Source organism: Streptomyces sp. NBC_00353, assembly GCF_036108815.1.
In the GTDB taxonomy this organism is placed as follows: Bacteria; Actinomycetota; Actinomycetes; order Streptomycetales; family Streptomycetaceae; genus Streptomyces.
Map to the genome: position 1 here is coordinate 6118869 of NZ_CP107985.1, position 13855 is coordinate 6132723.

At 71.0% G+C, this 13855-nt stretch carries 15 protein-coding genes; 5 read left to right on the top strand and 10 right to left on the bottom strand.

The window, feature by feature from the left end:
• The first annotated feature begins 94 nt into the window (after window positions 1-94).
• Window positions 95-856: an SDR family oxidoreductase gene (locus OHA88_RS27710; protein ID WP_328627493.1), complete on the top strand. Its 762-nt coding sequence runs from the start codon at window positions 95-97 to the stop codon at window positions 854-856.
• A gap of 11 nt (window positions 857-867) precedes the next feature.
• Here the strand turns inward: OHA88_RS27710 and OHA88_RS27715 are convergent, their stop codons facing one another.
• From OHA88_RS27715 to OHA88_RS27740, 6 genes are all read right to left on the bottom strand, one after another.
• Window positions 868-1290 (bottom strand): hypothetical protein, encoded by a 423-nt coding sequence (locus OHA88_RS27715; RefSeq protein ID WP_267004808.1) that lies wholly within the window; start codon window positions 1288-1290, stop codon window positions 868-870.
• A 194-nt stretch (window positions 1291-1484) separates the two neighbouring features.
• On the bottom strand, window positions 1485-2891 hold the full coding sequence (locus OHA88_RS27720) for a purine-cytosine permease family protein (protein WP_328627494.1): 1407 nt from the start codon (window positions 2889-2891) through the stop codon (window positions 1485-1487).
• 18 nt (window positions 2892-2909) lie between these two features.
• Window positions 2910-3869 carry an ABC transporter substrate-binding protein gene (locus OHA88_RS27725; protein WP_267004810.1) on the bottom strand — a complete coding sequence of 320 codons (960 nt, stop codon included), beginning with the start codon at window positions 3867-3869 and terminating at the stop codon, window positions 2910-2912.
• Between the two features lie 11 nt (window positions 3870-3880).
• A complete protein-coding gene (locus OHA88_RS27730) occupies window positions 3881-4543 on the bottom strand; it encodes an ABC transporter permease (protein WP_267004811.1) in 663 nt (220 codons plus the stop codon).
• A gap of 3 nt (window positions 4544-4546) precedes the next feature.
• Window positions 4547-5191: an ABC transporter permease gene (locus OHA88_RS27735; protein WP_030926916.1), complete on the bottom strand. Its 645-nt coding sequence runs from the start codon at window positions 5189-5191 to the stop codon at window positions 4547-4549.
• Window positions 5188-6318, bottom strand: a complete 1131-nt coding sequence (locus tag OHA88_RS27740) for an ABC transporter ATP-binding protein (RefSeq protein ID WP_326814515.1) — start codon at window positions 6316-6318, stop codon at window positions 5188-5190. The genes OHA88_RS27735 and OHA88_RS27740 overlap by 4 nt, the downstream gene beginning before the upstream one ends.
• A 141-nt stretch (window positions 6319-6459) precedes the next feature.
• Between OHA88_RS27740 and OHA88_RS27745 the strand changes: the two genes are divergently transcribed.
• The 3 genes from OHA88_RS27745 (at window position 6460) to OHA88_RS27755 (ending at window position 9647) form a co-directional block, all read left to right on the top strand.
• A complete protein-coding gene (locus OHA88_RS27745) occupies window positions 6460-8052 on the top strand; it encodes an aromatic amino acid ammonia-lyase (protein ID WP_443044382.1) in 1593 nt (530 codons plus the stop codon).
• Window positions 8049-8891 (top strand): MurR/RpiR family transcriptional regulator, encoded by an 843-nt coding sequence (locus OHA88_RS27750; RefSeq protein WP_328627495.1) that lies wholly within the window; start codon window positions 8049-8051, stop codon window positions 8889-8891. The genes OHA88_RS27745 and OHA88_RS27750 overlap by 4 nt, the downstream gene beginning before the upstream one ends.
• Window positions 8892-9059: 168 nt before the next feature.
• Entirely contained in the window at window positions 9060-9647 is a 588-nt protein-coding gene (locus tag OHA88_RS27755; RefSeq protein ID WP_328627496.1) for a hypothetical protein, read from the top strand.
• A 16-nt stretch (window positions 9648-9663) separates the two neighbouring features.
• Here the strand turns inward: OHA88_RS27755 and OHA88_RS27760 are convergent, their stop codons facing one another.
• The 4 genes from OHA88_RS27760 to OHA88_RS27775 all read right to left on the bottom strand — a co-directional run bounded on the left by OHA88_RS27760 (window position 9664) and on the right by OHA88_RS27775 (window position 11909).
• Entirely contained in the window at window positions 9664-10038 is a 375-nt protein-coding gene (locus OHA88_RS27760) for a hypothetical protein (RefSeq protein ID WP_328627497.1), read from the bottom strand.
• Between the two features lie 76 nt (window positions 10039-10114).
• Complete coding sequence (locus OHA88_RS27765; protein WP_328627498.1) at window positions 10115-10582, bottom strand: roadblock/LC7 domain-containing protein; 468 nt, start codon at window positions 10580-10582, stop codon at window positions 10115-10117.
• A gap of 38 nt (window positions 10583-10620) precedes the next feature.
• Window positions 10621-11364, bottom strand: a complete 744-nt coding sequence (locus tag OHA88_RS27770; RefSeq protein WP_267008081.1) for a helix-turn-helix domain-containing protein — start codon at window positions 11362-11364, stop codon at window positions 10621-10623.
• Window positions 11365-11480: 116 nt separating this feature from the next.
• Window positions 11481-11909 carry a hypothetical protein gene (locus tag OHA88_RS27775; protein WP_328627499.1) on the bottom strand — a complete coding sequence of 143 codons (429 nt, stop codon included), beginning with the start codon at window positions 11907-11909 and terminating at the stop codon, window positions 11481-11483.
• 269 nt (window positions 11910-12178) lie between these two features.
• Between OHA88_RS27775 and hutU the strand changes: the two genes are divergently transcribed.
• The gene (gene hutU / locus OHA88_RS27780) at window positions 12179-13840 is read left to right on the top strand and encodes a urocanate hydratase (protein ID WP_093776571.1); all 1662 of its coding nucleotides are present in this window, start codon (window positions 12179-12181) and stop codon (window positions 13838-13840) included.
• Window positions 13841-13855: the final 15 nt, after the last annotated feature.

Consider the following 13855-nt stretch of genomic DNA (forward strand, 5'->3'; position numbering starts at 1 on the left):
GACGCATCCCTGGGTAACGGGTGCCGGGCGGCGAAGAGTGGAGCCTGCCACCGGGGGACGCCCGGCGGACACCACGGAACGCAAGGAGCACGCCATGTCGTACGAGACCCTCGCCGGCCGCACCGCTGTCGTCACCGGAGCCGCCAGCGGCATGGGCGCCTCCATCGCCCTCCTGCTCGCCGCCCGGGGAGCCAGGGTGGCGCTGCTGGCCCGGCGGGCGGACCGATTGGAAGAAGTGGCCGCCAAGGTCACCGCGGAGGGCGGCGAAGCCCTCGTCGTGGCGGCGGACGTCACCGACCAGACATCCGTCGACGCGGCTGCCGAGCGTGTCCACAACGCCTACGGCGAGGTCGACCTGGTGGTCAACGCGGCCGGAGTGATGCTGCCGAACCCGGTGGACGAGGGCCGCACGGACGAGTGGAAGCGGATGCTCGACACCAATGTGGCGGGCGCGCTGCGGATCATCCGTGCCTTCACCCCCGACCTGGTGGCGGCCGCCTCCGAGGGCCGCACCGCCGACCTGGTGAACATCTCGTCGATCGGCGCGCACATCGCGTTCCCCAACTACGCCGTGTACGGGGCGACGAAGGCGGCACTCAGCTACCTGTCGGCGTCCCTGCGCACGGAGTTCGGCCCGCGCGACGTCCGTGTCACGAACATCGAGCCGGGCCTCACCGACACGGAGCTGGGGAGCCACATCGACAACGCGGAGCTGTCCGGCCAGCTGGACGGCATGTTCGACGCGCTGGGCTCCCTGTCCGGGGACGACATCGCCGACCTGGTCGCCTACACCACCAGTCGCCCGCGCCACGTCAACCTGCGCCAGCTGATCGTGCTCCCCACACGCCAGGCGTAACAGGCGGCCGCTCAGTCCTCCCAGTCGGACTTCGCGCGTTCCTCCGAGCGCCGGAACAGCGGCCGACTGCGGACCACCTGGGCGACATTCACCCCGACGATCCCGAGCCAGGCCACGACGAGCCCCTCGATACCGGCGTTCGCGACCCCGATCGCGGACAGCGGGATGGCCAGGACCAGCGAGACGATCCCGAACCCGAACCGTTCACCGAAGTTCGCCAGCGGCTCCTGGGGCGCCCGGGCCCCTCGGGCGATCGTGATCTGCTGCTCGGCGAGATGACGCCGGACGCGACGGTCGAGCGTCTCGTCGAGACGCCGGTCGACCTTCTCCAGGAACGAGTCGATGAGCGCTGACTCGTACTCGGGCCCCAGCTCGCTGCGGGCCTGCAGGGTGGCATTGAGCTCTTTCTCGAGCTCGGAGTCACGGGCTTCCATGGCCCAACGGTACGGAGCGAAGGAGTCCGGCGCAGTGGGGCTAGCCCCCCTGTCGGGGGTCGGGGGCGTACCGGGGACGGCCCTCGGTGGCGATGGTCCGCTCGCCGATGGTGACGTCCTCGCTCCTGACGCCGTGGGCGACCGCGCCGGGGCCCACCGGGTCGTGGATGGCCGCGACCCGGTGGGGACCGGGTTCAGCCGGCCGGAACCCGGTCCGGCGAGGTGATCGTGGCCGTCGGGATGTGTGCCGTGTCGCGGCGGGCGAGCAGCCAGTACAGCAGGGCCGGTACGAGCAGGCCGATCACCCAGGAGATGTCCGCGCCGCCCAGCGGCTCCACCAGCGGTCCGGTGTAGAAGGTCGTCGCCAGGAAGGGGAGCTGGGCGACGATGCCCACCGCGTACACCGACAGTGCGTCCCAGCGCCAGGCGCCGTAGCGGCCGTTGGGGTCGGACAGGGCCGGGATGTCGTACCGCTCGCGCGAAATCAGGTAGTAGTCGACGAGGTTGATCGCCGACCACGGGGTGAAGAAGGTCAGCAGGAACAGCAGGAAGTCCTTGAACGAGGTGAGGAAGGTGTCCTTGCCGAGCAGGGCGACCGCCGTGCCCGCGATCATGATGACGGCGATGTACGCCGAGCGGCCGCGCTGCGAGAGCGCCCGCTGCCCGCGGAAGCCGCTGATGCCGGTCACCATCGACATGAACCCGCCGTAGGTGTTCAGCACGTTGATGGTCAGCTTGCCGAGCGCGATCACGAAGTAGAGCAGTGAGGCGATCAGGCCGGTGCCGCCCAGCGAGACCACGTAGCTGACCTGGTCGTCGAGGAACGCCTCGCCCGCGGATGCCGCGACCAGCACGCCGAAGGCCATGGACCACTGGGAGCCGAGCGTCGTGCCGGCCAGCGTCCACCAGAAGGTGGCGCGGGCGCTCGTGTGGCGCGGCAGGTAGCGCGAGTAGTCCGCGACGTAGGGCCCGAACGCCAGTTGCCAGGACGCCGCGATCGACACCGCGAGCAGGAACATCGGCAGGTCGAAGGCGCGGTCGGCAAGGGCGGCGCCGAGATCGATCCGGTCCAGCAGCCGGATACCGAGATAGACGAAGGCCAGTGCACAGACCACGCTGGCGACCCGGCCGAGGACGTGCACGACCCGGTAGCCGATCGCCGCCATCAGCGCGGTGACCACGGCGAAGACGAGGATGCCGGGGGTCTGCCCGAGGTGGGTGAGCTCGCCGACCGCCTGGCCGGCCAGCACGCTGCCGCTGGCGAAGAAGCCGACGTACATCACGACGACGAGGAGCAGCGGCACGACCGCGCCCCGCACCCCGAACTGTGCCCGGCTGGAGATCATCTGGGGCAGGCCCAGCCGGGGGCCTTGCGCCGAGTGCAGCGACATCACCGCTCCGCCGAGCACATTGCCCACCAGCAGGCCGATCAGGGACCAGAAGGCGCCGCCGCCGAAGATGACCGCGAGCGCGCCGCTGACCACTGCGGTGATCTGGAGGTTCGCACCGAGCCAGAGGGTGAACTGGGAGAACGCTTTGCCGTGCCGTTCGTCGTCCGGTACGACGTCGATCGAGCGGCGCTCCACGAGAGAGTCGGCCATGGGGGTGCTCCTTTTCGCTTACTTCTGTATCAGGCCGTGCGCCGCGGCCCAGTCGTGCGCCACGTCCTCCGGGTCCTTCTTGTCCTTGTCCACCAGGCGGTTCAGCTCCGTGAGGTCCTTCGTCGTGAGCGTCGCGCCCAATCGGGCCAGTGCCTTGCGGACCGTGGAGTCCGCCGCGCGGTCCGCGATCAGGGGAACCACGTGCTGGCCGGGGATCAGGTTCTTGGGGTCGGTGAGGACCACCCAGCCCTCGGCGGCGATGTCCGTGTCGGTGGTGAAGAGGTTGGCGACGTCGACGTCGCCCTTCTTCAGGGCCCCCTTGACCAGTGGTCCGGAGGAGTCGAGCGACTTGAACTCCTTGAACTCGACTCCGTACACGTCCTTCAGGCCGACCGCCCCGACCGTCCGCTTCTTCACCTCGGGGGCCGCGCCGATGACGAGCTTTCCGTTCTGCTTCGCCAGGTCGGCGAGGGAGGACAGGCCGTATTTCCTGGCGGTCCTCGGGGTGACCACGAAGGCGTCCGAGTCCTCGGCCATGCCGTACGGCAGGATCTGGAGGCCCTTGGGGAGGGCGATGGCCAGGGCGTTCTGCATCTCGCCCTCCTCGGTCGCCTTCGCCTTCGGGTCGAGGTAGTGCAGGAGGGCGCCCTGGTACTCGGGGAGGAGATCGATGTCCCCGCCCTCGAGGGCGGGGATGAGGATCTCGCGGGTACCCAGGTTGGCGCGGACCTTTGTCTTGACTCCGGCGGCCTGCAGGGCTTCGGCGTACAGGTAGCCGAGCACCTGGTTCTCGGTGAAGTTGGCCGTGCCGATGGTGATGCCGCCGGCGCTGGAGCCGGCGCCGCTGCTGCTGCCTCCGCCCTGGCCGTCGAGCGAGGTGATGCCGCTGCTGCAGGCCGCGAGTGCGGGTACGGCGGCCGCGGCGAGGAGGCCGCCCAGCAGGGAGCGGCGGGTGGTGCTGTGGGGCTGGTGGGTCATGAGTGGTCTCCTCAGGCGGTGCGGTGGCGGAAGAGGATGCGCTGCAGTCCGGACAGGGCCAGGTCCAGGGCGACGGCCACGACCGCCACCAGGACCGCGCCGCCCAGTACCTGGACGAGGTCGCGCTGGGCCAGGCCGTCGAAGACGTACCGGCCGAGGCCGCCGAAGCTGACGTACGCGGCGACCGTGGCGGTGGCGACGACCTGGATCAGGGCGAGGCGCAGGCCGGTCATGATCAGGGGGAGGGCGAGGGGGAGTTCCACCTGCCACAGGATCTGGTGGCCACGCATGCCCTGGCCGCGGGCGGCGTCCTTCACCTCCGGGTCGACGGCGGTCATCCCGGCGTAGGTGTTGGTGACGATCGACGGGACGGCGAGGGCGACCAGCGCCACGTACACCGGGGTCATCGACAGGCCGCTGGCCAGGAAGACCAGCACCACCAGGCCGACCGTGGGGAGCGCCCGGCCGAACGACGAGAGGTTGATGGCGAGGAACGCGCCGCGCCCCGTGTGGCCGATGAGCAGGCCGATCGGGAGCGCGATCACCGTCGCGATCAAGGTGGCGAGGAGCGAGTACTGGAGGTGCTCGGCAAGACGGTGCGCGATGCCGTCCGGGCCCTGCCACTGTTCGGCGTCGGTCAGCCAGGTGCCGAGGTTCGCGAAGAGTTCGTACATCGGTCAGGCCCTCTGCTTCCGCTTCCAGGGGGTGAGCACGTATTGCACGGCCACCAGCGCCGCGTCCGCGACCAGCGCGAGCAGCAGGGTCAGGGCGATGCCGACGACCACCGGGGTCGGGAAGTTGCGCTGGAACCCGTCGGTGAAGAGCTGGCCGAGGCCGCCGTCGCCGATGTACGTGGCCACGCTGACCAGCGAGATCGACATGACCGTGGCGATCCGTACGCCCGCCATGATCACGGGGAGGGCGAGGGGGAGTTCGACGGTGAGCAGGATGCGCAACGGGCGGGTGCCCATCGCTTTGGCGGCCTCCCTGGTGCGCGCCGGGACCGAGTCCAGGCCCTCGACCGTGTTTCGGAGGAGCACGACCAGTGTGTAGACGGTCAGGCCGATCACCGTGGTGGTGCGGGTCAGGCCCGACACCGGCAGGAGAAGGACGAAGACCGCGATGGACGGGATCGTGAAGAGGATGTTCGACAGGCCCAGGAGGAAGCCGCGCAGGGGCCGTACCCGGTGGGCCAGGACGGCCAGCGGGAGCGAGATCAGCAGGCCGAGGAGCACGGCGGTCAGGGCGGCCTGGAGGTGGGAGACGGTGAGGGTGACGAGGTCGCTCGCGTGGTCGGAGATCCACGACCAGTCGATGGTCATGCGCTGCCCTTTCCGGCCGGAGCCGTCATGGGCCGAGGGGCCGCGACCGCTGCGGTGTGGGCGTCCCCCGCCCGTGCGTGGACGGCCTCGCGCGCGGTGACCCCGGTCAGTACGCCCGTGTCGTCGACCCGGGCTATCAGGCCGGCCGGGGAGGCGACCGACTCGTTCAGCGCGGAGAGCAGCGAGTCGGTGTCGCGCAGCGGCCGTACGGGGAGGAGCGGGGCGTCGCCCGCCGGGCCCGACGGAGCGGCTGCCGGGTCCAGCCAGCCGAGGGGTTCTCCCTTGGCGGAGACGACCAGCTGCCAGTCGGCACGCCCGGCGGGGGCGGGTTCGTCGGCCCGTACCGTCGTCGCCGGCTGTCGGGGGAGATCCGCGAGCGTGCTCAACGAGAGCAGCTTCAGGCCGCGTTCGGCGCCGAGGAAGTCGGCGACGAAGTCGTCTGCCGGGCGCGCGAGGAGTTCGGCGGGCGGTGCGCACTGCACGAGATGACCGCCGGTACGGAAGACGGCGATCCGGTCGCCGAGCCGCACCGCCTCGTCGATGTCATGGGTGACGAAGACGATGGTCTTGTTCAGCTCCTGCTGGAGGCGGAGCAGCTCGTCCTGGAGCTGGGTCCGGACGACGGGGTCGACCGCGCCGAACGGCTCGTCCATCAGCAGCACCGGCGGATCGGCGGCGAGCGCACGCGCGACACCGACGCGCTGCTGCTGGCCGCCGGAGAGCTGGTGCGGGTAGCGCTTGGCGGCGTCTGCCGGAAGTCCGACCGTCTCCAGCAGCTCGGCCGCGCGGGCCCGGGCGCGCTTGCGTCCGTGGCCCAGCAGCAGCGGGACCGTGGCGATGTTGTCGAGGATCGTGCGGTGCGGAAAGAGCCCGGCCTGCTGGATGACGTATCCGATGCCCCGGCGGAGCTCGGCGGCGTCCGCTTCGAGGATGTTCCGGCCGCCGAGCGTGATCGTGCCGGAGCTCGGATCGACCATACGGTTGATCATGCGGAGAGTGGTGGTCTTGCCGCAGCCGGACGAACCGACCAGGACGGTGATGCCGCCCTCCGGCATGGTGAGGCTGAGCTCATGAACTGCTGTCGTGCCGTTCGGGAAACGCTTGTTCACTGCGTCGAATTTGATCATCGGTCGTCCCTTGCCCCGGCTGCATATAGTCATGCAGAGTTCTCGTTGACTGAATAGGTTGTCAATGCCTCGGGGTAAAACACTGGTTACAGAAGCCCGATCGGCGAGATGCAGTGTCTGAATGAGGAGGGTTCGCGCATGATGTCGTCCCACATGATGGACTCCTCGCCCTTCGGCGGGTGGGCCGCGGACCAAGCCGTCTCCGTCGTCGAGCTCGACGGCCAGACCCTTCCCGTCGCCGACGTCGTCCGGATCGCCCGTGGTACCGCCCGGCCCGTGCCCGGCGTCGAGGCGATGAAGCGCGTCGACCGGTCCTGGTCCGCAGCCCGGGAGCTCGCCGCGACCGGGCGAGTTTACGGGCGCTCCACCGGGGTCGGCGCCAATCGCAACGAGGGTGTCCCCACCGAGGCCGCCGCCGATCACGGGCTGCGCCTGCTGCGCAGCCACGCCGGGGCCATCGGTGACCCGCTGCCCGCCCGCGAGGTCCGTGCCATGCTCGCCGTGCGCGCCAATCAGCTGCTTGCGGGCGGCGCCGGACTGCGGCCCGGCGTCGTCGTCGGTCTCTGTGAGGCGCTGGAGGCCGGCGCGCACCCGGTGGTCAACGAGTTCGGTTCGGTCGGTACCGGGGACATCGCCGCCCTCGCCCAGGTCGGCCTCGCGCTCGCCGGGGAGCACCCCTGGCAGGGGCCCGGCGCCGCGCCCGAGCCCCAGTCACTCGACAACAACGACGCCCTTGCCCTGATCAGCAGCAATGCCCTCACCCTCGGCCAGGCCGCTCTCGGGCTCGACGAGCTGCGCCGGCTCGTCACCGCCACCGAAGCGGTCGCCGCGCTCTCGCTGCTCGCGGTCGACGGTTCGTACGAGGCGTACGCCGAACCGGTCCACGCCGCCCGTCCGCACCCCGGCTCGTACCAGGTCGCGGCGCGGATGCGGCAGTTGCTCGGCGCCCCCGACCGTCCGGGGCCGCCGCTCGGCCGGATCCAGGACCCGTACGGCTTCCGCTGTCTGCCGCAGATCCACGGCCCGGCGCAGGACGCCGCCGACGCACTCGAGCGTGTCCTCGCCGTCGAGATCAACGCCGCCGCCGAGAACCCGCTGATCTGCCCGGACGCCGGTCTCAACGACAGCCCCGCCGCCTACCACCACGGCGGCTTCTACATGGCCCAACTCGCCCTGGCTCTTGACCACTTCAGGCTTGCGGTCACCCAGGTCGCCCGGCTCTCCACCTCCCGGCTCTCGGCTCTCAACGAGCCGTCCTTCACCCGGCTGCGGCCGTTCCTCGCGGACGGCGAGCCCGCCGCCTCGGGCGTGATGATCCTGGAGTACGCGGCCGGGGCCGCCCTCGGAGACCTGCGGGCGTTCTCCGCGCCCGCCTCGCTCGGGCATGCCGTGCTCTCCCGCGGCGTCGAGGAGCAGGCCAGCTTCGCCTCGCTGGCCGCCCGTCAGACACTGCGCGCCTGCAACGCCTACCGGCAGGTCGTCGCCTGCGAACTCGTTTCCGCCGTACGGGCGTTGCGCCTGCGTGACCTGCGGCCCGATCCTGATCTGCCGGTCGGGCGGGCGTTCGCGCTGGCCGATTCGTTGCTCGACGCCGAGCTCGCGGACCGGCCGCTCACCGATGATGTGAAGGCGGCGGCAGGGGAACTGCTCGACCGCTGCACGGATCTGTGGAACACCGGACTCACCGGAACGAGCCGGGACACCGGACTCGCCAGTACAAGGGGGACAGCATGAGCAGCCCGGCCGCGCGGTTGCAGCAGCTCTTCGAGGGGCACCGGCTCACGCCCACCCAGCGGCGCATCGCGCACTCCATGGTCCGGCGTGCCGCCGATGTGCCGTTCCTGTCCAGCGTGGAACTGGCCGAGCTGGCCGGGGTCAGCCAGCCGTCCGTCACCCGCTTCGCCGTCGCGCTCGGCTTCGACGGGTATCCGGCGTTGCGCAAGCACCTGCGGGAGGTCGCGCCCGGATCCGGTGAGGCGGCGGGCGCCGTCGACGACACGTACAACGAATACCAGCAGGCCGTCCACGCCGAGATCGAGAACCTGCAGCACCTCGCCGAGCTGCTCGCCGACCCCACTCCCGTCGAGCGGGCGGGACGACTGCTCGCCGCGTCACGGCCGCTGCCCGTGCTCGGGCTGCGCGCCGCCTCCTCGCAGGCGCGTGGCTTCGGCTACTTCGCAGCCAAGGTCCACCCGGATGTGCGGGTGCTCGACGAGGGCGGCAGCATGCTGCGCGACCGCATCGACGCCGCGCGGCGGGCGGGAGCGAGCGCGCTGGTCTGCTTCGCGCTGCCGCGCCACCCGAAGGAGGTCGTGGACGCGCTCGCGTACGCCCAGGAACAGGGGCTGACCGTGGTGTCGGTGGCCGACTCGGCGTTCGCCCCGGTGGCCAAGCACAGCGATCTGCTGATTCCGGCGGCCGTCGGCACCGGGCTCGCCTTCGACACGGCGTGTGCGCCGATGCTGCTGGGGCGGGTGTTGCTGGAGGCGATGTGCGACGACCTGCCCGACGCGCAGGCGCGGCTTGAGGAGTTCGACGCACAGGCGGCGGCGCGCGGTCTGTTCGCCGAGTGAGCGCGGGGCCGGGGCCACTGCCGGGGAGGAGAGTGGTCCTGCCGGGCGGGGACGGCATGGCGGACGCCCGGTACTGACGGACGCTCGGCCGGGAACCCAGGAATCACTGCGGATTTTCAGAAAATGCTCAGACACGACCACTAATCTGCGCCCACGGAAACAGCACCGATGGCTGTCGAGAGGGGTACGGACGTGGGGCGCGGAGCGCAGTCGCTGGCAAGGGTGGCCGTGATCGTACGGGCCGGAGCCGTACCGCTGTGGTGGCCGGGGCTGCTCGCCGCCGCTGTCGGCGCGCTCGTTCCGGGGCTCACCGGCCGGCGGATCGGACTGCTCGCCGGAGCCGCGCTCTTCCTGGTCACCGCAGTGGTGGTGGCGCTCGCCCGCGGAGGCAGGTACGCGGAACTGGCCCGGGCCGCCACCCGTGCCGGGCGGACCGACTTCCTCCAGGACCGGGCCGTGACCGTACGCAACTGGCGTCGCGGGCACCGGTGGTGGCTGCTGGGCGGGTTCCTCGTGGCGATCGCCAGTGGGTTCCTGCTGCCCGGCGCCGGTGGACTGGTGCTCGCGGGTGCCGGGGCCGGGCTCTGGCTCAAGGCGGTGCGGATCGGACAGCGGGAGCGCAGGGACGACGTCCTGTACTGGGTGCGGACCGACTGGGTGGAGAAGGGGCGGCCGACGGGCAAGCAGGTCGCGGCGTACCGGACGACCGGGCCGGTGGCGGGCGACGCCGCGCCCGGTGGGGCGCGGCGTCGCTGAGGGTGTGCTGCGGAGGTCAGACCTCCAGTTCGGCCTCGATCCGCTTCAGCTGGTGGCGGGCCATCGCCAGGTTGGCGCGGGAGGAGTCCAGCACCAGGTAGAGGAAGAGACCGTTGGTGCCGCGCGCCTTGAGCAGCCGGATCAGGTGGTACTGGACGCCGAGGGTGATCAGGATGTCCTCGATCTCGTCCTTGATGCCGAGGTGTTCCATCGTGCGGAGTTTGGCACGTACGACATCGGTGTTGCCCGCGGCCGCGACATCCAGGTTGAAGTCCTTGCCGCCGCCGAGGGTGCCCAGCGCCATGCCGCTGGTGTAGTCGACGAGTGCGACACCGAGGGTGCCCTCGATGGAGGTCATTGCTTCCTTGAGTGACGCTTCGGTGTTGGCCATGAGTGCTCGTTTCCTTTCCTTGCCGGCCGAGGTGACCGGCTCCGTCATCTGGCGTTGCTGGTGCGGATGTGACTGGTTACGTGCGGTGCGGGAGGGGACCGCCGGGGGGCGGGGTGCGTGGGCGCGGGGCGTGCGACGCGGGCGCGGGCTGTGCGGTGCGTTGCAGTGTGGCGTCGACCAGTTCGCCGATCCGGGTGCTCGCCCGGCGGCCTTCCAGGTGGAGCCGGCCGACGTTGATCCGGTCCTCGGCCAGGAGCGTGAGGACGGCGGAGGAGCCCGCCGCGTACGTGGCGATGTAGCCGGTCTCGCCTCGTACGAGCAGTTCGCGGAAGCCGCCCCGGCCGGTCGCCTCCGTCATCCGGAGCGCGACGCCGAGCGAGGCCGCGGTGAGTGCGGCGACGCCCTCCGCCTCCACTCCCGGGGTGTCCTGGGCCAGGACCAGTCCGTCGGTGCTGGCCGCCAGCGCGCCCGCGAGGAGCGGAACCCGGGCGCGCAGCCGCTGGAGTTCGGCCAGGACGTCCTGGACTTCGGCCTCGGGAACCATCAGTTGTCTCCTCCCGGCACGCTGTCTGAGCGCGCGTATCACAGGGCCTCCAATGCGTCTCTGAGCCGGCGCAGCAGGGCGACGTCGGGGTCGGCCGTGACCTCGGGAAGCGTGATCCGGCCGGGCGCGGAAGCGGACGGGGCCGCCGTCTGCCTGACCGCTTCGACCAGTCCGGCGGCCGTGAGCCGCCGCAGGTCGACGAGGATGTGGAACGCCGAGCGGCCCAGGTGCTGTGCGATGTCGGATGCCGTACGCACTCCGTCCACCAGGTCGAGTACGCGTCGCCGACGCGACGGGACGGGGGCGTCGACGGGATGGGCCGCACGGACGAGCGGGGCGGTGTCGGTCATCGCGTCGGGCCAGATCCGGTCGAGCAGCTCCCGGCGCCGGAGCGTCTCGCGCTGCACGGCATCGACGGGGACGGGGTGCACGGGACCGATCCAGTGCGAGACCCCGTAACGGAACCGGGCCGGGGTCCGGGTGGGGGCGAGGGCGAAGAAGGCGGCGTCGTACAACGCCCCTAAGTGGCAGAGCTCCAGTGCGCCGCCGGGTATCCGTCCGCTGTCCACCAGGTAGCGGCCGACGCGCTGCCCGGCGCCCGCCTGGGCGACCGCGTCCCACCAGCCGTCGCGGTGCAGGGTGCCGCTCGCGGTGAGCAGGATGTCGATGCCGGGTGTCGCGGGACTCTCGGCGTGCACCACCTGGCCGTCGGCGAGGTAGAGCGTGCCGCGGTCGCGCATCAGCGCGCCGGTGGCGCGTTCGGAGGCGAGGCGCTGGAGCATGGGGGAGAGGGCGGAGGCTGCTCTCACGGGGGAGGTTCTCTCGGGTGAGGTTCGCTCGGAGGCGGTGCTGTCCGAGGAGGTTCTGTCGGGGGGTGTTCTCTCGGGCGCGGTGGTTCTCATGCCAGGACCAGCCGCTCCGCCATCTCTCCCAGCCGTATCCGGGCGAGCGCCAGGTTGCCGTCGGAACGGTCGAGCCACAGATGCAGGAAGACGCTGCTGTCGAAGGCCGTCTCGACGAATCGGAGGATGTGGTAGCCGGCGCGGGTGGTGACGATGACGTCCTCCACCGGAGGCGCCGCGCCCGTCCCCGTGACGGTGTTCTCGTCCGGGCCCGGTGAGGGGTCCGGGACGGAGAGGGCGAACGCGGGCTGCTCCGCCGCCATGCGTGCCACCTCGGCCGTCTCGGCGGCGGTCGCCTCGTGATCGCCGTTGGGCGATTCGCCGATGGTGCCCAGGGCGAGACCGCTCGTCCAGTCGACCACCGCGGCGCCGCGGGCACCGGGCAGCCTCATGACTTCGAGCAGGCACTCGTCGATTCCGGGCACGCGGACTCCCTCCCCCGACCGGACACGCGTCTGTGACCCTGAGGCTACGCAACGTGCTCGCCCGGGGTGGGAGTTCTGGCATTTTCCATTGGTACATGCGAAAGACGGTCGGAAACGGTCGGACCCGTTGACGCCCCTGTCACGTTCTGTCCGTCTTCGGTGCCGCTCCCGGGCTTCCGGACAGGTCTTTCGGGCGCGGCCTGTTGACTACAAGTATTCAGAGCGACAGGATGTGAATAGAAGCATCACAGACGCGAGGAGGCATTGCCATGTCAGGACCCCGCCCCGTACGGGCACCGCGCGGTACGGAACTGAGCGCCCTGGGATGGCAGCAGGAAGCCGCCCTCCGCATGCTGCAGAACAACCTCGACCCCGAGGTCGCCGAGCACCCCGACAAGCTCGTCGTCTACGGCGGCACGGGCAAGGCGGCCCGCGACTGGCGCTCGTTCGACGCGATGGTGCGCACGCTGCAGACGCTCAAGCAGGACGAGACGATGCTCGTCCAGTCCGGGCGGCCGGTCGGCGTCATGCAGACCCACGAGTGGGCGCCGCGTGTCCTGATCGCCAACTCCAACCTGGTCGGCGACTGGGCGAACTGGGAGGAGTTCCGCCGCCTGGAGGCGCTCGGGCTCACCATGTACGGCCAGATGACCGCCGGGTCGTGGATCTACATCGGCACGCAGGGCATCCTGCAGGGCACGTACGAGACGTTCGCCGCCGTCGCCGCGAAGAAGTTCAACGGGACGCTTGCCGGGACGATCACCCTGACCGCCGGACTCGGCGGCATGGGCGGCGCCCAGCCGCTCGCGGTCACCATGAACGACGGCGTCGCGATCTGTATCGACTGCGACCCGCGCGCCATCGAGCGCCGCATCGAGCACCGCTACCTGGATGTGCGCGCCGACTCCCTCGAGCACGCGCTCCAGCTCGCCGTCGAGGCGCGCGACGCGCGCAAGCCGCTCTCCATCGGGCTGCTCGGCAACGCGGCGGAGCTGCTGCCCCGGATGCTCGCCGAGGGCGCCCCGATCGACATCGTCACCGACCAGACCAGCGCGCACGACCCGCTCGCGTACCTCCCGATCGGCGTCGACTTCGACGACATGGCCTCGTACGCCGCAGAGAAGCCCGCCGACTTCACGCAGCGGGCCCGCGAGGCGATGGCCAAGCACGTCGAGGCGATGGTCGGCTTCATGGACGCCGGGGCCGAGGTCTTCGACTACGGCAACTCGATCCGCGGCGAGGCCCAGCTGGCGGGCTACGACCGGGCATTCGACTTCCCCGGGTTCGTCCCCGCGTACATCCGGCCGCTGTTCTGCGAGGGCAAGGGCCCGTTCCGCTGGGCCGCGCTGTCCGGCGAGGCGTCGGACATCCACAAGACCGACAAGGCGATGCTCGAACTCTTCCCCGAGAACGAGTCGCTGCACCGGTGGATCAAGATGGCCGGCGAACGCGTCCACTTCCAGGGGCTGCCCGCCCGGATCTGCTGGCTCGGCTACGGCGAGCGCGACCGTGCCGGCGAGCGGTTCAACGACATGGTGGCCAGCGGTGAGCTGGCCGCGCCGCTGGCGATCGGCCGCGACCACCTGGACTGCGGGTCGGTGGCGTCCCCGTACCGCGAGACCGAGGCGATGCTCGACGGGTCCGACGCGATTGCGGACTGGCCGCTGCTGAACGCCATGGTCAACGTGGCGTCCGGCGCCTCCTGGGTCTCCATCCACCACGGTGGCGGCGTCGGGATGGGGCGCTCCATCCACGCGGGGCAGGTGACCGTGGCCGACGGCACGAAGCTGGCGGGCGAGAAGATCCGCCGGGTGCTGACGAACGACCCGGGCATGGGCGTCATCCGGCACGTCGATGCCGGGTACGACATCGCGGAGTCCGTCGCCGCGGACAAGGGCGTGCGGGTGCCGATGACCGAGGGCGGGCAGTGACGGTGCCCGGCGCGG